The organism is Pseudomonas sp. SCT, assembly GCF_003864275.1.
Classification (GTDB): Bacteria; Pseudomonadota; Gammaproteobacteria; order Pseudomonadales; family Pseudomonadaceae; genus Stutzerimonas; species Stutzerimonas stutzeri_AE.
The window spans coordinates 377,872-399,009 of record NZ_BDJA01000002.1 but is presented as its reverse complement, the minus strand read 5'-3'; the positions used below and the strand labels follow the sequence as shown (position 1 = coordinate 399,009).

The 21,138-nt window shown below is 65.4% G+C and carries 20 protein-coding genes; 14 read left to right on the top strand and 6 right to left on the bottom strand.

What is annotated here, in order from left to right:
* Window positions 1-222 precede the first annotated feature (222 nt).
* From BHD08_RS06375 to BHD08_RS06335, 9 genes are all read left to right on the top strand, one after another.
* Window positions 223-2,430, top strand: coding sequence for an ATP-binding protein (locus BHD08_RS06375; protein WP_125021199.1), 2,208 nt, complete (start codon window positions 223-225; stop codon window positions 2,428-2,430).
* A gap of 319 nt (window positions 2,431-2,749) precedes the next feature.
* Window positions 2,750-3,730, top strand: a complete 981-nt coding sequence (locus BHD08_RS06370; RefSeq protein WP_125021198.1) for an isopenicillin N synthase family oxygenase — start codon at window positions 2,750-2,752, stop codon at window positions 3,728-3,730.
* On the top strand, window positions 3,723-4,472 hold the full coding sequence (locus tag BHD08_RS06365) for an alpha/beta fold hydrolase (protein ID WP_125021197.1): 750 nt from the start codon (window positions 3,723-3,725) through the stop codon (window positions 4,470-4,472). Before BHD08_RS06370 ends, BHD08_RS06365 begins: the two co-directional genes overlap by 8 nt.
* 49 nt (window positions 4,473-4,521) lie before the next feature.
* Window positions 4,522-5,499 carry an ABC transporter substrate-binding protein gene (locus tag BHD08_RS06360; RefSeq protein WP_125021196.1) on the top strand — a complete coding sequence of 326 codons (978 nt, stop codon included), beginning with the start codon at window positions 4,522-4,524 and terminating at the stop codon, window positions 5,497-5,499.
* Between the two features lie 4 nt (window positions 5,500-5,503).
* A complete protein-coding gene (locus BHD08_RS06355) occupies window positions 5,504-6,307 on the top strand; it encodes an ABC transporter ATP-binding protein (protein WP_125021195.1) in 804 nt (267 codons plus the stop codon).
* Window positions 6,294-7,088, top strand: a complete 795-nt coding sequence (locus BHD08_RS06350) for an ABC transporter permease (RefSeq protein ID WP_125021194.1) — start codon at window positions 6,294-6,296, stop codon at window positions 7,086-7,088. Before BHD08_RS06355 ends, BHD08_RS06350 begins: the two co-directional genes overlap by 14 nt.
* A 36-nt stretch (window positions 7,089-7,124) precedes the next feature.
* A complete protein-coding gene (locus tag BHD08_RS06345; RefSeq protein WP_125021193.1) occupies window positions 7,125-7,595 on the top strand; it encodes a nucleoside deaminase in 471 nt (156 codons plus the stop codon).
* Between the two features lie 122 nt (window positions 7,596-7,717).
* Window positions 7,718-8,455, top strand: coding sequence for an SDR family oxidoreductase (locus tag BHD08_RS06340; protein WP_125021192.1), 738 nt, complete (start codon window positions 7,718-7,720; stop codon window positions 8,453-8,455).
* A gap of 10 nt (window positions 8,456-8,465) precedes the next feature.
* Entirely contained in the window at window positions 8,466-8,906 is a 441-nt protein-coding gene (locus BHD08_RS06335; RefSeq protein ID WP_125021191.1) for a carboxymuconolactone decarboxylase family protein, read from the top strand.
* Window positions 8,907-9,050: 144 nt separating this feature from the next.
* Here the strand turns inward: BHD08_RS06335 and BHD08_RS06330 are convergent, their stop codons facing one another.
* Window positions 9,051-9,971: an AraC family transcriptional regulator gene (locus tag BHD08_RS06330; protein ID WP_125021190.1), complete on the bottom strand. Its 921-nt coding sequence runs from the start codon at window positions 9,969-9,971 to the stop codon at window positions 9,051-9,053.
* A 248-nt stretch (window positions 9,972-10,219) separates the two neighbouring features.
* Here BHD08_RS06330 and BHD08_RS06325 point away from each other — a divergent pair, with 248 nt between their 5' ends.
* The 3 genes from BHD08_RS06325 to BHD08_RS06315 all read left to right on the top strand — a co-directional run bounded on the left by BHD08_RS06325 (window position 10,220) and on the right by BHD08_RS06315 (window position 13,887).
* A complete protein-coding gene (locus BHD08_RS06325) occupies window positions 10,220-11,776 on the top strand; it encodes an ABC transporter ATP-binding protein (RefSeq protein WP_125021189.1) in 1,557 nt (518 codons plus the stop codon).
* Between the two features lie 12 nt (window positions 11,777-11,788).
* Entirely contained in the window at window positions 11,789-12,895 is a 1,107-nt protein-coding gene (locus tag BHD08_RS06320; RefSeq protein ID WP_125021188.1) for an ABC transporter permease, read from the top strand.
* Window positions 12,896-12,960: 65 nt separating this feature from the next.
* Complete coding sequence (locus BHD08_RS06315) at window positions 12,961-13,887, top strand: ABC transporter permease (protein WP_011914010.1); 927 nt, start codon at window positions 12,961-12,963, stop codon at window positions 13,885-13,887.
* 728 nt (window positions 13,888-14,615) lie between these two features.
* Here the strand turns inward: BHD08_RS06315 and BHD08_RS06305 are convergent.
* The gene (locus BHD08_RS06305; protein ID WP_125021187.1) at window positions 14,616-15,341 is read right to left on the bottom strand and encodes an SIMPL domain-containing protein; all 726 of its coding nucleotides are present in this window, start codon (window positions 15,339-15,341) and stop codon (window positions 14,616-14,618) included.
* A 70-nt stretch (window positions 15,342-15,411) separates the two neighbouring features.
* The gene (locus tag BHD08_RS06300) at window positions 15,412-15,735 is read right to left on the bottom strand and encodes a hypothetical protein (protein ID WP_125021186.1); all 324 of its coding nucleotides are present in this window, start codon (window positions 15,733-15,735) and stop codon (window positions 15,412-15,414) included.
* Between the two features lie 193 nt (window positions 15,736-15,928).
* Here BHD08_RS06300 and BHD08_RS06295 point away from each other — a divergent pair, with 193 nt between their 5' ends.
* On the top strand, window positions 15,929-17,158 hold the full coding sequence (locus tag BHD08_RS06295) for a dicarboxylate/amino acid:cation symporter (protein WP_125021185.1): 1,230 nt from the start codon (window positions 15,929-15,931) through the stop codon (window positions 17,156-17,158).
* Between the two features lie 19 nt (window positions 17,159-17,177).
* Here BHD08_RS06295 and BHD08_RS06290 read toward each other — a convergent pair whose 3' ends face one another.
* The gene (locus tag BHD08_RS06290) at window positions 17,178-17,390 is read right to left on the bottom strand and encodes a DUF3079 domain-containing protein (protein ID WP_003283903.1); all 213 of its coding nucleotides are present in this window, start codon (window positions 17,388-17,390) and stop codon (window positions 17,178-17,180) included.
* 188 nt (window positions 17,391-17,578) lie between these two features.
* Between BHD08_RS06290 and BHD08_RS06285 the strand changes: the two genes are divergently transcribed.
* A complete protein-coding gene (locus BHD08_RS06285) occupies window positions 17,579-19,519 on the top strand; it encodes a DNA topoisomerase III (protein ID WP_125021184.1) in 1,941 nt (646 codons plus the stop codon).
* A 103-nt stretch (window positions 19,520-19,622) separates the two neighbouring features.
* Here the strand turns inward: BHD08_RS06285 and BHD08_RS06280 are convergent, their stop codons facing one another.
* The gene (locus tag BHD08_RS06280; protein WP_125021183.1) at window positions 19,623-20,099 is read right to left on the bottom strand and encodes a GreA/GreB family elongation factor; all 477 of its coding nucleotides are present in this window, start codon (window positions 20,097-20,099) and stop codon (window positions 19,623-19,625) included.
* Entirely contained in the window at window positions 20,096-21,052 is a 957-nt protein-coding gene (locus BHD08_RS06275; protein WP_125021182.1) for an alpha/beta fold hydrolase, read from the bottom strand. The genes BHD08_RS06280 and BHD08_RS06275 overlap by 4 nt, the downstream gene beginning before the upstream one ends.
* Window positions 21,053-21,138 lie beyond the last annotated feature (86 nt).

Genomic DNA, 21,138 nt, shown 5'->3' with positions numbered 1-21,138 from the left:
CACACTCTCCTGAGTGGGCGTTCCAGGCAGCGCCCAATCCGTCAGCCGAGGCGACGCGCGAGTGTTCCCGCTGAAGTTCGATTGGCTCGATGCCGTCATTGGTCTGTAACGTCGTAACAAGCCGGCGCGCCTGCGGTCTTCTGACTAGGCCCGACGAAAGCAACGGGCTCATACATGATGCCGAACCCGCATTGACTCTTGCTCCGATCAGGAACTTGCTTCGTGTCGATACGCGCCCGTCTCATCTGGCTGGTCATCGCCGTCATCGCACCGGCGCTGGCCTTCGCGCTGTTTGCAACCTATTCGGTTTACCGAGCGCAGTCACAGCAGATCGACCAAGGTATGTACGAGACCACTCGTGGCGTGAGTCTTGCCGTCGAGCGCGAGCTTGATCGTTTCGGCGCTGTGGTCACGACGCTGGCCGCTTCGCCAACACTGGTGAGTGGCGATCTGCGTGCGTTTCATGAACGTCTACAGCAGACCGTTCAACCGATAGCCACTGGCGTAACCATATTCGACCCGAACGGCGTGCCCCTGGCTGATACGGACTACCCTTTTGGTGCGCCGTTGCCGATGCCGCCAAGCCTGCCAGGCTTCGAGAACGCCCCGCAGCTAGACGTCAGTCCGATGTTTCGCGACCCGTTGACGCGCGTGCACAGCGTCGCCATTCACCGCCCGGTGATGCGTGACGGCCGAGTCGTCTACTACCTGACCATGAAGTTTCCGGTCAGCCGCATCGAAGCCCTGCTGCAAGCTCAGGAGCTTCCCGAGCGCTGGCTTGGTGCGGTTCTGGACCAGACACACACTATCGTTGCGCGCACTCGGGACCCCGGCAGACATGTAGGTGAAGCCGCGGACGACAGCTTCGTCGCCGGTTTGCGCGGGCTAGCCACTCGCCAAGGCAAGCTGATTTCCGTCACCCGCGACAATCAACGCGTGGTTTCTTTTATCAGCCGTGGTGAAAGTTCAGGCTGGACGGTACTGATCGGTATCCCCCGTGAGGACCTGCTCGCCAGCGTATTGAAGCCCATCGGAACCGCGGCCATCGGCATCCTGCTGGTGCTCGCGCTGGCGATCGGACTCGCCATTGCGCTCGGCCGCACCATCACCCGCCCCCTGACGCAACTGGACCAGGCAGCCGGTGCCTTGGCCCGAGGGGAAGTCTTCGAGGCACCTCGGACCGGCATGGACGAGACCGACCGGACCGCGCAGGTACTTGCCCAGGCCAGCAAGACCATTCACCGCTCGAGCCAGGAAATGGCAGAGCGGGTCGAGGAAGCTGTCGCCCAGGCCGAACGCTCGCATCGGGCGCTGCTGCAGGGCCAGAAACTTGAAGCGCTGGGCAACCTCACCGCGGGTATATCGCACGAGTTCAATAACCTTCTGCAAAGCATGACCGTCGGCTTGCAGCTGGCCGACATGCTGAGTCCAAACCCCCGAGCCAAGCGCGCGATCGAGGCATGCCAGCGTTCGGCTCAACGGGCTACCCGCCTTACGCGGCACCTGATGACCTTCAGTCGAAACCGCACCGGAGATGTCGAGCAGGTCGACTTGCGCGCATTGATTCTCGGCATGCACGAACTGCTGACCGGCGCCTTGCCGAATAACGTCGTTCTACAGCTCGACTTGCCGGACCGCGCCTGGCCGGCGGCGCTGGACCCGGTGCAATGCGAGCTGGCCATCCTCAACCTGGCGATCAATGCACGGGACGCCATGCCAGACGGCGGTCCGTTGAGCATCAGCCTGCACGACGTGGCGCATGGAGACATCGCCCTGCCAAGCCTGGGAGCAAGGACTTATCTCGCCGTCGACGTCCTCGACACCGGTTGTGGGATGAGTAAGGAGGTTCAGGCGCGGGCATTCGAGCCTTTCTTCACAACCAAGGCCATCGGCGAGGGAACGGGCCTCGGTCTGGCGCAGGTCTATGGCTTCGCGCACCAATCAGGCGGCGCGGTAGCGATCGACAGCGAAGTCGGCACGGGCACCCGTGTCCGCCTCCTGCTGCCACGCGTCGAACACCGCAGCAAACCGGCTGGCCCGGTAGAGAAGGCACCGGAACGTGCCAACCGAACCACACGCGTACTTCTGGTCGATGACGACACCGAGGTACGCGAGGTGGTGATGTCGATGCTCGAGGAACTGGGCTATCTGGTCGACGAAGCGCAGGACGCGGATTCAGCCCTGGCCAGGCTCGCCGACGGCACGCGGCCACCTATCGATGTGCTTCTTTCGGATATCGTCATGCCCGGACGGCTGGACGGAGTTGGTCTTGCGGCGGAAACCCAAAGCCAATATCCCGAACTGCCCATCATCCTCGCGACGGGCTACACCGAGCGTCTCGCCGCCGAGCACGGGCTGCGTGTGCTAGCCAAACCCTTCACCAGCCAGACCCTGGCCGAGGCCCTCCTCGACGCGGTCAACACACCCTAGAGCGAGGGGGACGGCGCTCATGACTGACGTCTTCCTGTTTGGCCCGAAAAAAAATAATTGCCTTTCTGCAAGCGGGATAACCGCACCGATATAGTGCGCGAACGTCGCATAATTTCTGCGTCAGATTTGAAAACGACACAGCGCCGGCCCCTTGCAGTGCACCTTTCAGAAACACCTTCCGCCTCCTTTTGAAGCACCGGAAGGTGCTGCCGAAACGGCATCGGCTTGCTCGATAATCTCTGCTTCTGCGCACAGCCGACTCGGTTCGATACTGCGCTCGCCGACCGCCATTCCGCGGCCGGCAGAGCAGGATCGCGCCATGAACGAATCCCTTTGTGCCCGCCATCTCGAAGCCGCCGCGCTGCCGCTGATCGATATCGCCGGGCTGTTTTCTCCCGACCTTGCCGAGCGCAGCGCCGTCGCCGAACGCATCGGCGCGGCCTGTCGCGAGGTCGGTTTCTTCTGCATCGCCAACCATGGCGTCGACCCGGCGCTGCAGCAGGCAGTGTTCGAGCAGGCGCGGGCCTTCTTTGCCCAGCCGGAAGCGAGCAAGCGCGCGCTGGACAAGGCTTTCTCAAAGGCGAATCGCGGCTACGAGCCGCTGCGCGGACAGGTGCTGGAAGCCGGGGCGCCGGCCGATCTCAAGGAAGGCTTCTACATTGGCGAGGAGCTGGCCGAGGACGACCCGCGGGTACTGGCCGGTCGCTTCAACCACGGCGCCAACCAGTGGCCGAGCGGGCTCGCAGACTTTCGCCCGACCATGGAGCGCTATCGCGATGCGATGAATGCCCTGGCGACACGGCTGATGGGTGCGATCGCGCTGTCGCTGCAGTTGCCCGAAGAACATTTCGCCGGCTTCTGCCGCGACTCCATGAGCACCCTGCGCCTGCTGCACTATCCGCCGCAGCCGGCGAATGCCGCGCCCGGTGAGAAGGGCTGTGGCGCGCATACCGATTTCGGTGGGCTGACGCTCTTGCTGCAGGACGAGAACCCAGGCCTGCAGGTCTGGGATCGCCACAGTGACAGCTGGATTCACGCGGTTCCTGTGCCGGGCACCTATGTGGTCAATCTGGGCGACATGATCGCCCGCTGGACCAACGACCAGTACCGCTCGACGTTGCACCGGGTGGTCAACATGTCCGGCCGCGAGCGCTACAGCGTGCCGTTCTTCTTCAGCGGCAACCCGGACCATCTGGTCGAGTGCCTGCCGACCTGCCTCGCGCCCGGCGAGGCGCCGCGCTACCCCGCCGTGACAGTGGAGGAACACCACCGCGAGATGTACCGGAGGACCTATGGCTGACATCGTCCTCATCCACGGGGCCTGGGCCGGTAGCTGGGTCTGGGATTCGCTGCTCGAAGGCCTGCACAGCGCCGGGCACAGGCCCCACGCGATCGATCTGCCGGGCAACGGCCATGACGACACGCCACTCGCCGAGGTCTCGCTGCAGCGCTATGTCGAGCACGTCGGCGCACTGATCGAGACGCTGCCCGGCCCGATCCAGCTGGTGGCGCATTCCGGCGGCGGCGTCACTGCCACTGCCGTGGCCGAGGCTTATGCCGAGCGCATCGCGGGGGTTGCCTATGTCGCCGGCATGATGCTGCCCAGCGGCATGGGCTTCGGCGAACTCTGTGCCGAACTCGCCCGCGACTTTCCCGAGGTCAGCGGCATCGGTCCCTATCTCGAAGCCGCGCCCGGTGGCAGTCGCGTACCCAGCGATGCCGCCTGCGCGGTGTTCTTTCACGATGCACCGGCACAGGCCGCCATCGCTGCCGCACGCCGCTTGACGGTGCAGCCCGACGGCGGACGCGACATCGCCGCGCAGTGGAGCGCCGAGCGTTTCGGCCGCTTGCCGCGGCTGTATATCGAAGCCGCGCAGGACCGTTCCGTGCTGCCACTGGTGCAGCAGCGCATGCAGCAACTGGTGCCCGGCGCCGAGCGGGTGCTGCTCGATTGCGGCCATGCGCCGCAACTGGCCATGCCCGGCGCGCTGCTCGCCGCCCTGCTGGATTTCTTCGCTCGCCACCCACGCCCCGTGCACTGACCCGTTTATTGCATCGTGCTCAACACGCCGTACTTCAAGGAGCTTCCCCATGTTCAAGAAAACCCTGCTCGCCAGCGCCCTGCTCGCGCTGTTCAGCCAAACCGCGCTGGCCGCCGACAAGGTGCGCTGGCTCAACGACTGGCTGCCGGCCGGCGACAAGGCGGCGATCTATCTCGGCGTCGAACAGGGCCTGTTCGCTGCCGAAGGCATCGAAGTGGAAATCGCCAGTGCCCGTGGTGGTAGCGACGTGGTGACCAAGCTGGCCACCAACAGCGCGGACTTCGGCTCTGCCGGCCTGGCCTCGCTGCTGCAGGCCAAGGCCCAGGGCGAGGTGCCGGTGGTCGCCGTCGCGCCGATCTACAACAAGCAACCGGACGCCTTCTTCACCACCGAAGGCTCGGGCATCAAAAGCTTCAAGGACATCGTCGGCAAGACGGTGGCCACGCCGACCTTCTCTGCCTCCAACGTGGTCTGGCCGCTGCTGCTGGAGCGCAACGGCATCGACCCGGCCAGCGTCAAGCTGCTCAAGCTAGACCCCGGCGCACTGGCGCCGATGCTCGCCACCGGCAAGGTGGATGCCACCATCAACTGGCTGACCGTCGCGCCCGGCTTCGTCCGTGCCCTCGGCGAAGCGGACAAGACACTGAAAACCATCCCCTGGTCGGAATACGGCTTCGAAGGCTACGGCCTGTCGCTGGTGGCGTCGCAGCGCTTCGTACAGCGCAATCCCGAGGTCGCGAAGAAGTTCGTCAAGGCCTACCAGCAGGCGCAGAAGAACGCCATCGCCGACCCGGCTGCCGCAGCCGGCGCACTGAAGAAGATGGTTGCCGAAGTCGACGAGCAGCAGGCCGAAGAGCAGTTCGCCGCTTCGGTGCCGTTGATGCAGAACGAGATCAGCGATGCCGAAGGCCCGGGCTTCGACGCCAAGCGCCTGGCCACCACCTGGGAGTGGGTCGCCAAGGCGCAGGGCATGCAGGTCGACGCCCTCGACCCGGCCAGCGCCATCGACAGCAGCCTGAGCGAGTGATGCGATGAACGCCGCCGCCCTGCCCGCCACGCCGCGCCCCAACATCAGCTTCGACCGGGTCAGCCAGGTCTTCACCTCCTCCGATGGCAGCGAGGTGGTGGCGCTGGACAACGTCAGTTTCGATATAGGCCGCCACGAGTTCATCGCCGTGCTCGGCCCGTCGGGCTGCGGCAAGTCCACGCTGCTGCGCATCCTCGCCGGGCTGGTGCGACCGACCCACGGCCAGGTCAGCATCTACGGCAGCCCGGTGGATGGCCCGCGCGACGAGATCGGCATCGTCTTCCAGCGACCGACCCTGCTGCCCTGGCTGAACATCCGCGACAACCTGACCTTTCCCATGCGCCACAAGTACGGTCGCGTTACCGCGCAGGAAATCACCCGCGGCGAGGAGCTGCTGGAACTGGTGGGACTGAAGGACTTCGGCAACAAGCGTCCGGACGAACTCTCCGGCGGCATGCAGCAGCGCGCGGCGATTGCCCGGGCGCTGCTGCACGACCCGGAAATCCTGCTGATGGATGAGCCGTTCTCGGCGCTCGATGCGCTGACCCGCGACGAGCTGAGCCTGGAGCTGCTGAACATCTGGACCCAGCGTCCGAAGACGGTGCTGTTCATCACCCACTCGATTCCCGAAGCGCTGCTGCTGGCCGACCGCATCCTGGTGATGTCGGCGCGCCCCGGCTGCGTGCAGGAAATCATCGATGTCGACCTGCCGCGCCCGCGGTCCATGGAAACCCTCACGGAGCCCCGTTTCAATGAGCTCGCCAACCATATCCGCCGCAAAGTCTTCTCGCGCCATGACGCCCATTAAGCCCAAGGCACTGCGCCTGAAGGCGCAGGCCGACCGCTTCGCGCCCTGGCTCGCCCTGCTCGTTCTGCTGCTGGTCTGGGAAGCGGCCTGCCGCCTGCTCAAACTGCCGAGCTTCGTGTTGCCTTCACCCAGTGCCATATTCGCGGCGACGCAAAAGGTCGGTCTCGGCACCTGGGCCGAGCATATTTTCGCCACCCTGCGGGTGACGCTGATGGGTTACGGCCTGTCGATTCTGATCGGCATTCCTCTGGCCATCGCCCTGGCCTCTTCGCGAGTGATGTCGCGCACGCTGTATCCGCTACTAGTGATCGTGCAGTCCACGCCCATCGTCGCGGTAGCACCGATCATCGTGGTGGTGATGGGCGCTGGTGATCTGCCGCGGGTGTTCATCACCTTCCTCATCGCCTTCTTCCCAATCGTGGTGTCCTGCGTCACTGGCTTGCTGGCGACACCGGAGGAGCTAGTGGAGCTGTCACGCTCCCTAGGCGCTTCCAAAGCCCGTGAGTACCGCAACATCCGCCTGCCCTATGCGATTCCGCACCTGTTCTCGGCGCTGCGCATTTCCATCACCCTGGCGGTGATCGGCGCGGTGGTCGCCGAGTTCGTCGCGGCGGAAAAAGGACTGGGCTATTTCATCAACTTCTCCACCTCGATGTTCCAGGTGCCGCAGGCGTTCGCTGCGCTGATGATGCTGGTGGTAATCAGCCTGCTGCTGTTCCACCTGATCGGGTTGCTGCAAAAGATCTGCTTTCCCTGGAGCTTGCCCAAGGGTGGGCATTGAAACCCACCACATCATCATCTCAGTCTGGATAACGCCATGCCTCTCGACGATCTCGCGCTGCTGCGCAAAAGCTTCGACGTCGCCCGCCGCGCACTGGAAAACGGCACCCACCCGTTCGGCGCCATTCTGGTCGGGCCGGACGGTGAAGTGCTGCTGGAACAGCGCAACGCCTACATGCCCGACCACGACATGACCGGCCACGCCGAGCGTGTACTGATGACCCGCGCCTCGACCCGCTACACGCCGGAATTCCTCTCGCGCTGCAGCATGTACACCTCAACCGAACCCTGCGCCATGTGCGCCGGGGCCGCCTACTGGGTCGGCCTGGGTCGCGTGGTCTATGGCCTTTCCGAGCGCAGCCTGAAGGACATCACCGGCAACCATCCGGAGAACCCGACGCTGGACCTGCCGTGCCGCATCGTCTTCGACGCCGGCCAGCGCAAGGTCGAGGTGCTCGGCCCGCTGCTGGAAGACGAGGCTGCCGCCCTGCACGAAGGCATCTGGTAGGCAACGCCAGAATCAGGCAAGCGCCCGGCAGGATCGCCATAACGCCGGCACCGCCCTCCGTCGCAACATTCGAACCACGGCGTCACCGACGTCGCCCGAATCCACCTGCGGAGGACAAACCCATGTCGAACATCAGCGGCAAAGTCGTACTCATCACCGGCGCCAGCAGCGGCATCGGCGAAGCCACGGCGCGCCTGCTGGCGGCCCAGGGCGCAACAGTAGTGCTGGGCGCGCGACGCCTGGATCGGCTGGAAAAGCTCGTCGCCGAGATCGACGAAAGCGGTGGTATCGCCGCCTGCCGTGCGCTGGACGTGACCAGCCGCGAAGACACCCAGGCCTTCGTCGACTTCGCCGAACAGCGCTTCGGCCGCGTCGATGTGATCGTCAACAATGCCGGGGTGATGCCGCTGTCCCCGCTGGACGCGCTGAAGGTCGACGAGTGGAACCGCATGATCGACGTGAACATCCGCGGCGTGCTGCACGGCATCGCCGCCGGCCTGCCGCTGATGCAGCGCCAGCGCGCCGGCCAGTTCGTCAACATCGCGTCCATCGGCGCCTACGCGGTGAGCCCGACCGCAGCGGTGTACTGCGCCACCAAGTACGCGGTGCGCGCCATCTCCGAAGGCCTGCGCCAGGAGGTCGGCGGCGATATCCGCGTGACCCTGGTATCCCCGGGCGTCACCGAATCGGAACTGGCCGAGAGCATTTCCGATGACAGCGCCCGCTCGGCGATGGACGACTTCCGCCGCATCGCCATTCCGGCCGAAGCCATCGCCCGCGCCATCGCCTATGCCATCGACCAGCCGGCCGATGTCGACGTCAGCGAGTTGGTGGTGCGCCCCACCGCCAGCCTCTACTGAGGACGCCGCCATGACCCTTCGTACAGGCAACACTCTGGCCGTGTTCGGCTCGCTGACCTTCGCCTCGCTGGAAGCAGCCGGCAACGAGCGCCACGAACGTGGCGTCGAGGTGATGGATCACTTGTCCGGCGGCGCCGGGCAACCGGTGCTCGAAGCGTTGCGCGAGGACTATCTCTTTCTCGCCGAGGGCATCACCCAGTACGCCTTGGGCGATGTCTGGGGGCGCAGCGAGCTGGATGATCGCACCCGTCAGCTGGCCGTGATCGCCGCCTTCGCCGCCCAGGGCAATCTGCAGTACATGAAGGTGCACGCCGGCTACGCGATGCGTCTGGGCGTCACCCGTGAGGAGCTGAAGGAGGTGGTCTACCTGACCACCGTGACCGCCGGCTTTCCCAGCGCCATCGATGCCGCTCAGGCATTGCGCGAGGTGCCGGACCCGGCGTCGCGCTGAATTTTAGAGCCTGTCTACGATCTAGCGAGCTAGAGTCCTGCAAGGCAAAAACAGGCGAGGACGCGGAGTTTACTGATGTAAATGAGCATCCGAGCCTGTTTTTAACGCAGCAGGGCCGACGCGCAGCAGATCGTAAACAGGCTCTCAGGCCGTGCTGCGCAGCCGCGCCAGATCCTTCACCGGCGAGGCGCCGAACAGCCGGCTGTACTCGCGGCTGAACTGCGAGGGGCTTTCGTAGCCGACCCGGTAGCCGGCGCTGGACACATCGAGCCCCTCGGCGATCAGCAGCCGCCGCGCCTCCTGCAAGCGCAGCTGCTTCTGGTATTGCAGCGGGCTCATCGCGGTAAGCGCCTTGAAGCGGTGATGCAGCGTCGAGCTGCTGAGGTTGACCCGTTGCGCCAGTTCGTCGATGCGCAGCGGTTCGACATAGTTGCGGTTCAGCCATTCGATGGCGCGGGTGACACGATGGCCTTGGCTGTCGCGTACCGCGATCTCGTGCAGATGGCGCCCCTGCCGACCGCAGAGCAGGCGGTAGAAAATCTCGCGCATGGCCAGCGGCGCCAGCACCGGGATGTCCTGCGGGCTGGCCAAGAGCCGCACCAGACGCAGCGTGGCATCCAGCAACGGCGCATCGATGCGGTCCAGATACACGCCGCGCGCCGGCCCTTCCACGGGCTGGCTCAACGGCGCGCTTTCGGCGACCAGGGTGGCGACCATTGCCGGATCGATATCCAGGCGGATGCACAGGTACGGCTCGCCGCACGAAGCCTCCAGCACACGGCCAGCCACCGGCACGGTGACCGAGACCACCAGATAGTGCAGCGCATCGTAGGTGTACAGCTCGTCGCCCAGGCGCACCTCCTTGCTGCCCTGCACGATGATGCACAGCGCCGGCTTGTGCAGCCCGTGCACCAGCTCGCTCGGCGCACTGCAACGGATCAGAAAGAGATCGTCGATGGCGGTGGGATGCATGCCGTCGTCGCGCACAAGGCCATCGATCAGCCGCGCCAGGGCGGCGCGCTGAGCAATCGTTTCCTCGGCGGAATCAAGGTCCATCTGGTTCATGCAGGCAACCGGTGGAAGCGGAAAGGACGGTTAGCTTAGCAGCCCATCCGGCCCGCGGTCGTCCCGCCCCATGGCAGTGCATCGACACGACGGTGTTACCGAGTGAAGCACCAAAGCGATGCACCGGCTAACATCGTCGCATGGCCAACCGGTGGCGCAGCTGCCGTGGCCGCGTCGCATCTCAATTCCTGACTGCCTGGCCAGCTTTTTGCTACACCCTGGTCATGAAAAACCCAGCGGACGCCTCCATGCCCGATTCCCAGACCGCACGCCTCAAGCTCTGCGGCATCACCAAACAGTACCCAGGCTGCCTGGCCAACGACCGTATCGACCTGTCGATCCAGCCGGGCGAGATCCACGCCCTGCTCGGCGAGAACGGCGCCGGCAAGAGCACCCTGATGAAGATCATCTATGGCGTGACCCAGCCCGACGCAGGCGAAATCCACTGGCAAGGCGAACGGGTGACGATGCGCGACCCGGCCCAGGCCCGCGAACGCGGCATCGGCATGGTGTTCCAGCATTTCTCACTGTTCGAAACGCTGTCGGTGGCGGAGAACATCGCTCTCGCCCTGGGCGCCAAGGCCGGTACGCCGAAGCAGCTGGAGCCGAAGATCCGCGAGGTCTCGCAGCGCTACGGCATGCCGCTGGAGCCACAACGGCTGGTGCACAGCCTGTCCATCGGCGAGCGCCAGCGGGTGGAGATCATCCGCTGCCTGATGCAGGACATCCGCCTGCTGATCCTCGACGAACCGACCTCGGTGCTCACCCCGCAGGAGGCCGACGAGTTGTTCGTCACCCTGCGCCGGCTGGCCGCCGAGGGCTGCAGCATCCTGTTCATCAGCCACAAGCTCAACGAGGTGCGTGCGCTGTGCCAGAGCGCCACGGTGCTGCGCGCCGGCCGCGTGTCCGGCGAGTGCGTGCCGGCCGAATGCTCGGACCTGGAGCTGGCACGACTGATGGTCGGCGATGCCGAGGGGCTGGAAGCCGAATACCCGAAGAGTGAGGGCCGCGCACCGTTCCTGCGCGTGGAGCAACTGTCCTGGCACAACGCCGATCCGTTCGGTGTTTCCCTCGAAGAAGTGGACCTGGAAGTACGCGCCGGCGAGATCGTCGGCATCGCCGGGGTCGCCGGCAACGGCCAGGACGAACTGCTCGCCCTGCTCAGTGGCGAACAGCGCCTGCCCGCCGCACAGGCCATGCGCATTCGTTTTCTCGGTGACGACGTCGCCCACCTGCGCCCCGACGCCCGCCGTCGCCATGGTATGGCCTTCGTGCCGGCCGAACGTCTCGGTCACGGCGCGGTGCCGAGCATGAGCCTGGCCGACAACGGCCTGCTCACCGCCTATCAGCAGACCGGCATGGTCGAGCAGGGCCTGATCCGCCGCGGCAAGGTGCGCGCCTTCGCCGAACAGGTCATCCAGCGTTTCGCCGTGAAGACGCCCGATGCTCAGACCCCGGCGGCGAGCCTGTCTGGCGGCAACCTGCAGAAATTCATCCTTGGTCGCGAAATCCTGCAACAGCCGAAGCTCTTGATCGCCGCGCACCCGACCTGGGGCGTGGATGTTGGCGCGGCGGCGGCGATCCACCGCGCGCTGATCGAACTGCGCGATGCCGGCGCGGCGATCCTGGTGATCTCCGAAGACCTCGAAGAGCTGTTCCAGATCAGCGACCGTATCGCCGCACTGAGCGACGGTCGGCTGTCGCCACAGCGCGCCACCGCCAGCACCTGCCCGGTCGAAGTCGGCCGCTGGATGGCCGGCCAGTTCGATACCAGCGACACCCCCGTTTCCACCTCTGCCGCCTGACGAGAATCCATCATGCTGTTATCCCTGCAACCCCGCGGCGAGGCTTCACGGGCCATGCTCTGGTTCTCGCCATTGCTGGCGGCGCTGCTGACGCTGCTGAGCGGCGCCCTGCTGTTCGCCCTGCTCGGCCACCCTCCGCTGGAAACCCTCAAGGTGCTGCTGATCGACCCGCTCGGCGATCTCTACGGCGTCTCCGAACTGCTGGTCAAGGCGCTGCCGATCCTGCTTTGCGCCCTCGGCCTGGCGGTGGTCTACAACGCGCGCATCTGGAACATCGGCGCAGAAGGCCAGCTGCTGATCGGCGCCCTGGCCGGCAGCGCGCTGGCAGTCAACATCATCGACTGGGATTCGCGCTGGGCAGTGGTGCTGACCCTGCTGCTCGGCACCCTTGGCGGCGCCGCCTGGGCCGGGCTCTGCGCCTGGCTGAAGACGGCATTCAACGCCAACGAAATCCTCACCAGCATCATGCTCAACTACATTGCGCTGAACCTGCTGCTGTTCGCCGTGCACGGCCCACTGAAGGACCCTGAAGGCTTCAACTTCCCTGAGTCGGCGATGTTCGGCGACGCCACCCGGCTGCCCGAACTGATCGAAGGCCTGCGTGTGCATGGCGGTTTCTACTTCGCCCTGCTGGCGCTGGTGGTGGTCTGGGTGCTCCTGCAAAAGAGTTTTCTCGGCTTCCAGATCAAGGTGCTCGGCCTGGACAAGCGCGCCGCCGGCTTTGTCGGTTTCCGCGACAAGAAGCTGGTGTGGATCGCCCTACTGATCAGCGGCGGGCTGGCCGGACTGGCCGGTGTCGCCGAAGTCACCGGACCGATCGGCCAGCTGGTGCCACAGGTGTCGCCGGGCTATGGCTACGCGGCGATCACCGTGGCCTTCCTCGGTCGTCTCAACCCCATCGGTATCGTCTTCGCCAGTCTGCTGATGGCGCTGCTCTACCTCGGTGGCGAGAACGCGCAGATGGCCGCCAACCTGCCGCAGTCCATCACTCAGCTGTTCCAGGGCATGGTGCTGTTCTTCCTGCTCGCCTGCGACGTGCTGATCCTCTATCGCCCGCGGCTGAAACTGTGGACACGCAAACCGGCGCTCGTCAGCGCCAAAGAGGAGCCGGCCACATGATCGCGCTCGCCCGCTTGCTTACCCTTTCACCCACTGCCTGCCGCTTGAAGTTCGAGGCCTGACCGATGGACATGGATCTGCTGACCAATATCTTCTACGCCATGATCCGCACCGGCACGCCGCTGCTGCTGGTCGCCCTCGGCGAGCTGGTGTGCGAGAAGACCGGCGTACTCAACCTCGGCCAGGAGGGCATGATGCTGTTCGGCGCGGTGATCGGCTTCATTGTCGCCTTCGCCAGCGGCAACCTCTGGCTCGGCGTGCTGTTCGCCTGCCTGGCCGGCGTGCTGCTCTCGCTGCTGTTCGCCATGGTGGCGCTGGGCTTCAACGCCAATCAGGTCGCCACCGGCCTGGCGCTGACCATCTTCGGCGTCGGCCTGTCGTCCTTCGTCGGTGCCAGCTGGGTCGGCAAGCCGCTGGCCGGCTTCGAGCCAATCGCCATTCCGCTGCTCAGCGAGATCCCCGTGATCGGCCGCATGCTGTTCGCCCAGGATCTGCTGGTCTACCTATCCTTCGCCCTGTTCGCGCTGGTGGCCTGGGTGCTGCTGAAAAGCCGCATCGGCCTGATCATCCAGGCCGTCGGCGAAAACCCCAACGCCGCCAGCGCCATGGGCCTGCCGGTGCTGCGCGTGCGCACCCTGGCGGTGATGTTCGGCGGCGCCATGGCCGGACTCGCCGGCGGCTACATGTCGCTGGCGTACACGCCGATGTGGGCGGAAAACATGACCGCTGGCCGCGGCTGGATCGCCCTGGCCCTGGTGGTGTTCGCCAGCTGGCGGGTGAGCCGCGTCCTGCTCGGCGCCTACCTGTTTGGCCTGGCCAGCATCCTCCACCTGGTGGCGCAGGGCCTCGGCCTGGCGATCCCCGGCAACCTGCTGGCGATGCTGCCGTATGTGGCGACCATCCTGGTGCTGGTGCTGCTGTCGAGGGATGCGATCCGTACACGGCTGTACGCGCCGGTGTCGCTGGGGCAGCCTTGGCAGCCGGGGCATTGATTTGTAGGGCCGGTTGACTACGCGGAACCAGCCCGGTTGGCGAGTTGCTTGAGAGCTTGGTTTCGCCCTGCTGGGCGAGTTCCTTTTGGCAGTCGCCCCAAAAGGAACCAAAAAGTCTTGCCCCAGCCATCCGGGTCTCGCTACGCGAGACTTCCCTCATGCCATCACTGCTCCGAGGGTCGCCGCGCAAGGGCCATCCATGGCCCTTTACGGGGGGACGCCTAGTTCTCTCGCGGCATCCATGCCGCTCGCCCCTCTACGCAGCGATTCCATTCGGCCTCCTGAAAGGGGCGTTTGGTATCGCCTGATGGTTTGTGCAAAAAAAGAAAAACCAAAACAAACCGCGAGATCTTCCAGGCAACTCGGTCTACGTGCCCGTCAGGAGGCCGAGTGGAGGCGTTGCGCAGGGGGACGCGAGGCAGGACGCCGAGCGAGGAACGAAGGGGCAGGGACGCCCCTTCGTGACGGCCCGCGGAGCAACGCCGGAAGGAGGGAACCCCGGCGCAGCCGGGGCCGGATGTCGGGCGCGCTTTCTCTTTGGTTACTTTCTCTTTCGCGCGAGCAAAGAGAAAGTGACTCGGCCGAGGGGCCGAAACCAAAAGTGTCAGCACACTCGGTAATTGTCCTGAATCGAACCGTCAAAGCGCCCGTATCCGCTGTGAACCACTGGCAGCCACGCTCGACATGCCAGCAACGACACCCAGCGCTCAGCAGCGCTCAGCCGCTTCTCAATCCAAGGTGTACTCAAACGTACTCACCACCCGCAGCCGTTTCCCCACGGTCCGCCCACTGTCCATATCACTACCATCATCATCGATAACCCGAATCACCCCCTGGTTGGCATTCTTCAACCGCCCCAGCGTGGCGCCAGCATCATCGGCAAAACGAGTCGCCTGCTCACGGGCATTGCTGGTGGCCGCTTCCAACAGTTGAGGCTTCAGTTCGTTGAAGCCGCGCAGCTGGTAGCGCGGCCCGGCGAAGCCGTTCACCTCGGTATCCAGCTGAACACCGGCCAAGATCAGCGGATCGATGGCATTGGCCGCCTTGCCCACCGCATCGACGCGCTCGGACTTGACCAGTACCTGACCCTGGCCATTGAAGCGCAGCGCCACATCGCGCGAGGCCCATTCACGCGCCAGCAGATCCTGTACCTGCAACGGCCGCACCTCGAGCTCCTCCTCGCTGAAGCCCTGCTCGCGGAGGAAGTCCAGCACCCGCTGGCGATCCTCGCTCAGTCCCTTCTGCACCTCGGCGAACTGATCGCCACCACGGCGAAAACCCAGCGTCCACACCGCGAAGTCGCTCTTCACGTCCATCTCCGCCAGCCCCTTGACCGTCACCGTGCGGTCGGCCATGCGGAAACGCTCAACGCCCTGCCCCACCGACCAGCCGGCGAAGGCCACTGCCGCGGCGATCAACGCCGCCGGCAGAAATCCGATTCGTGCTGTAGCCACGTGCTTCTCCCTATAGGAATAGACCGAATGCGCATGCTACTCCTGCCATGGGCGAACGCCAGTGAGGCGCTCAACCGCGGCCCAGGCGCTGCAACGCCTCCAGCCGGAAGGCGATGTGCTGCTCCAGTTCGCTCAGCTCGTACTCCAGCCGCGCGCGCTGTTGGGTATCGGTGCAGGCATCCAGTCGTTCGCGCAACGCGGCACGTTGCGCCAGCAACTCCACCTCCCGTGGCGGCACCCCGGCGCTCTTCAGCACCGAGAACGGCAAGCGCAAGCCCGGCGGCGTCTGCAGCCAGCCTTCGTCCATCACCAGCGGTTCGCCTTTTTCCTGCACGCCGCGCTGCCATCTGGCGATATCGCGGGCGATGCGTTGTTCGATGTCCTGATCGCTCATGACTCGCGCCCTCTTCTACCCGCCCCGTCATGAAAACCCAGCTGCGAGGCTTTGTCAGCGGCCGGCCGACGCCAGGTCATTGGCACGTCGGTTGCGTCGCGTCTGTATGATTGCGCCGCGCGATGCGAACTTTTTACCGCAGCGTTCATTCTTTTGCTTAGCGCCACCGCTACCGATCCGAGGAGCCACCCCTTTGCCCAGTCTCAACCTGCAGATTCTTATCGCGGCCTGCCTGGGTGTCGCCATCGGCTGGCTGACCGGCACGCTGCCGACCGACGCGCCGGTACGCGAGGGCGTGCTCTACGCCAGCACCCTGCTTGGCAGCATCTTCATCGGCCTGCTGAAGATGGTGCTGATCCCGCTGATCTTCACCTCCATCGTGGTCGGCGTGGCCAACCTGCAGGCGCACCATCAGGTGCACCGGGTGTGGGGCGGCGCGCTGGTCTACTTCACCCTCACCACCAGTGCGGCGATGCTGGTGGCGCTGGTCGCGGCGAACCTGTTCAAGCCGGGCGCGGGGCTGTCGCTGGACCTGTTCGCCGAGGCGATGAACGACTTCGAGGCGCGCCAGCTGACGCTGCCGGAGTTCTTCCTGCACTTCTTCGCCAACCTGTTCCAGAACCCCTTCGCCGCGCTGGCCAACGGCAGCATCCTGGCCGTCGTGGTGTTCGCCATGTTCATCGGCATCGCCCTGGTGGCCGGCGGCGACCGCTACCGGAATATCCTCGTGGTACTGCAGGAATTTCTCGAGCTGATGATGCGCATCATCAGCTGGATCATGCGCCTGGCGCCGCTCGGCATCCTTGCCCTGCTGATCAAGCTTGTGGCCGAGCAGGATGTGGCGCTGCTCAGTGCCGTCGGCGGCTTTATCGCTCTGGTGTTCGCCACCACGCTGTTCCACGGCATCGTGGTGCTGCCGGGCATTCTCTTCCTGGCCACCGGCAAATCGCCACTGTGGTTCTTCCGCGGTACCCGCGAGGCGCTGATCACCGCGTTCGCCACCAGCTCCAGCGCGGCGACGCTGCCGATATCCCTGCGTTGCGCGGAGGACAACCTCAAGGTGCGCCCTGGCATCGCCGGCTTCGTGTTGCCGCTGGGCGCGACCATGAACATGGACGGCACCGCGCTCTACGAAGCGGCAGCTGCGCTGTTCGTCGCCAATCTGATGGGTATCGAGCTGAGCCTGGCGCAGCAGGCGGTGGTGTTCTTCACGGCGATGATCGCCTCGACTGGCGCGCCAGGTATTCCCAGCGCCGGCATGGTGACCATGGTGATGGTGCTGCAGGCGGTCGGCCTGCCGGCTGAAGCGGTGGCGATCCTGCTGCCCATTGACCGTTTGCTGGATACCGTGCGCACGGCGGTCAACGTCGAGGGCGACATCATCGGCAGTGTGGTAGTGCAGCGTTTCGCTGATCGCGCCTAGCGCAGGACCCGGCACAGCATCAGGTCGACGACTCCTTGCGGGTCTTGGCGATCAGCTCCGGGTCGATGCCCCAGCATTCGTCCAGATACCAGTCCTCGCCGAACATTTCTGCCGGATGCTGGGTGCGGCCCGCGCCGTTGCCACAGGCCATCGATGTTGCCGGGCAATAGCGGTCGCAGCCCCAGCACACACGTTCGGGGTGGGAAGGTTCTAGGGGAAATTTCTTGGCCATTGCGGGTGCCTTTTCTGGCGTTGTTGCAGTGGCCACAGGCTAAGCCTCCTCGCCGCCGCCAGACTTGATCACACTCAAGAACGACCGGCATCGACCCGCAACAACTGTATGCACATACAGATAAAGATTGCCTGAAGCGCCGTTTGTGCACATGCTTCGCGCCATCGACCGTTGCCGTCACAGCCTCCATGCAACTCTATCTCTGCGAAAAACCTTCCCAGGCCCGCGACATCGCCAAGGTGCTCGGCGCCAACCGGCGTGGCGACGGCTGCCTGCAGGGCGCCGGGGTGACGGTGACCTGGTGCATCGGCCATCTGCTGGAAACCGCCCCGCCGGACGCCTACGACCCGCGCTACAAGCGCTGGGTGCTGGCCGACCTGCCGATCGTGCCGGAGCGCTGGAGGATGCTGGTCAAGCCGAAGACCGCCAGCCAGTTCAAGGCGGTCAAGCGCCTGCTCGGCGAATGCAGCGAACTGGTGATCGCCACCGACGCCGACCGCGAAGGCGAGATGATCGCCCGCGAGCTGGTCGAGCATTGCCGCTATCGCGGGCCGATCCGCCGGTTATGGCTGTCGGCGCTGGACGACGCCTCGATCCGCAAGGCGCTGGCCGCGCTCAAGCCCGGCGCCGAGACCTTCAACCTCTACCACGCCGCCCTTGGCCGCTCGCGTGCCGACTGGCTGATCGGCATGAACATGAGCCGGCTGTTCACCCTGCTCGGCCGCCAGTCCGGCTACCAGGGCGTGTTGCCGGTGGGCCGGGTACAGACGCCGACGCTGCGCCTGGTAGTCGATCGCGATCGCAGCATCGCCGACTTCGTCCCGGTGCCCTTCTGGGCCATCGACGTGCAGCTGCTGACCGATGGCACCGCCTTCACCGCGCAGTGGCAGGCGCCGGATGACTATTGCGATGATCAGGGCCGCTGCCTCGATCAGGCCCGAGCACAACAGGCCGCGGATGCCATGCGCGACTCTGCCGCCGCCCGGCTGGTGAAACTGAAGACCGAACGCCAGCGCGAGGCTGCACCCTTGCCGTTCGATCTCGGCACGCTGCAGGAAGTCTGCTCGAAGAAGCTCGGCCTCGGCGCTCAGGAAACCCTCGATATCGCCCAGGCGTTGTACGAAACCCACAAGCTGATCACCTACCCGCGCAGCGACTGCGGCTACCTGCCGCTGAGCCAGCACGGCGAAGCGCGAGCCATCGTCGCGGCGCTGGGGCAGGCCGATCCGACGCTCGCGGCGCTTGAGCCACATCTGGACCTGTCGCGCCGCTCACGGGCCTGGAACGACGCCAAGGTCGGCGCTCACCACGGCATCATTCCCACCGCAGCAGTGCGGGGTCTGGAACGTCTGTCCGGGCGACCGCGTGCGGTGTACGAGTTGATCCGCGCGCGCTATCTGGCGCAGTTTCTGCCCAACCACGAGTACGACCGCACCCAGGCCGACTTCGACTGCGCCGGCCAGGCGCTACGCGCGGTGGGCAAGCGCATCGTCGAACCGGGCTGGAAACGCGCCATGCCCGAAGCGTTGGCGCCGGCACGGGGCAATCGCGAGGCGCCCGCGCCGCAAAGCCTGCCGGCCCTGCAACAGGGCCAGGATTACGCGGTGGGCGAGATCAACCTCAAGGACCAGCAGACCCAGCCGCCGAAACCCTTCACCGAAGGCGACCTGATCAAGGCGATGAAGAACGTCGCCAAGCTGGTGGACGACCCGCGGCTGAAGCAGAAGCTCAAGGACACCACCGGCATCGGCACCGAAGCGACCCGCGCCGGGATCATCCAGGGCCTGCTCGACCGCGGCTATCTGCTTCGTCAGGGCAAGGCGCTGGCGGCGACACCGGCGGCGTTCAGCCTGATCGATGCCGTGCCGCGGCCAATCGCCGACCCCGGGACCACGGCGATCTGGGAACAGGCGCTGGACATGGTGCAGAGCGGCGAGATGCCGCTGGAAGAATTCGTCGCCAAACAGTCGGCGTGGATGAGCAAGCTGGTCGAACGCTGCGCCGGGCTGCGCATGACCATCAGCGGCCCGCCGATGGCCGCGGGCCGAGGGGGAAAACCGTGGAAAAAGAAACGCAGCGCCGCGCCGCGCAAACCGGCTCGGCGACGCAAGCCGGCCGCTGCGGACTGAGCAGCGGCTAGCCCGTCATTCAGCCCTGGCTCAGTGGGGGTGGCGTGGGAGCGGTTTAAACCGCGAATGCCTTCGCCGAGCCAGACCGATACGAGCAGCAGCGCTAGTGAACCTCCAGCACCTCATAGCTCTGTCGTTGGCCATTGACCTGCAGTTCCACCTCAGCGCCCACCTGACGCCCCAACAGCCCGTGACCCAATGGCGAACGCGGCGAGATCACCAGAATCTCGCGGCCTTCATGCTGCAGCTTCAGCCCCGCGGCATCCGGGCCGAGGAAGAACCAGCGTTCGGCGCCATCGTGTTCAAGACAAAGCAGCGCACCGACCCGCACGCACTCGTCCGAGCCGATGGTCGGCTGCAGGTTGCGGTAAGCGGCAAGCGCCGTCTCGATCTCGTGCAGGCGCCGTCTTTGCCCGTCAGCGAGGTAGGCGGCTTCCAGGCCACGGGTGTCGTACTTGTTCTCGGCCTTGCTCTCGGCATGGGTGGCGGCCTCGTGGGTCGCGGCCAGCACAGCCTTGGCGACGTCGCGGTCGGCTTCGAGGGTGGCGATGATCTGCTGCTGCAGGGCGGTCTTGTTCATGGGCCAGGCTTATAGCCGGATGGCGCGCCGAAGGGAATGGCGGCGTCGCTGTTCAGCGCTGCTCCTGCCTCGATGACCTCATCGGCGAGCCAGGGATTGCGGCCCTCGGCGATCCACTCCAGCGTGTCGCGCCAGAAACCGTTGCGGTGCCGGTCATGGAACAGGCCGAAATGGCCGATGCGCTCGAAGCCCATCGCGCGTGGATTGAGCTGCACCAGCTGACGCGGGCTGTTGCGAAAGTAACCCAAGCCCCGACGCATGGCCGCTGGCGTGGCGAACTCGTCATCGCTGGTGCTTACTGCGAGGATCGGCGCGCGGATCGCGGCGAAACGGCTGAACAGCAGCTCGTGCTCGGTGGATGAATAACTGTCTTCCAGCCGCGCGCCGCGCCGCGCCCATTCCAGCGCGACACCCGCCGGCAGGTCTTCCAGCCAGCCGAAGCGGCGTCCGGGAAAATAGCCAACCAGGCGGGTCACCGCGGGCATGAACAGATGCCACTTGGCGTACATGCGCAGGCGCTGCTGGGCGGCGTAGTCGCGCCAATAGGCGTACTGTCCGGCAACGTTCAGATATCGATCCACCTCGCTGGCGGCTTCGGCAAAGCCCGGCATGAAGCCGCCAGCGCTATGCCCCACTGCGACCAGCAGCCCGTGTGGATCACGCTCACGCATGTAGCGCACCGCGGCATCGAAGTCGTATTCACCCCAGTCGCGCCAACGCATCCGCATGTCGCGCAGGCGCTGCGGCCGCGAGCCACCGATGCCGCGAAAATCGTAGGTCAGTGCAGTAAAACCGTGCTCAGTGAGAAAGCTCGCGTAGCGCGCGTAATAGCGCGACAGCACCCCGGTCGCGCAGCTGATGATCACCGCGCCGCGCGCCGGACCGTGCGGACTCCACAGCTGCGCAGACAGCGTATAACCGTCGCGGCAACGCAGGGAAACGGATTCAGGCATGGCAAGGACCTTTCGAATTGTTGTGCCGCCACCTTGCCGTGCAACGCGCATTTTTGCCATAACCTGCCGGCACCTTTGCGCAGCGG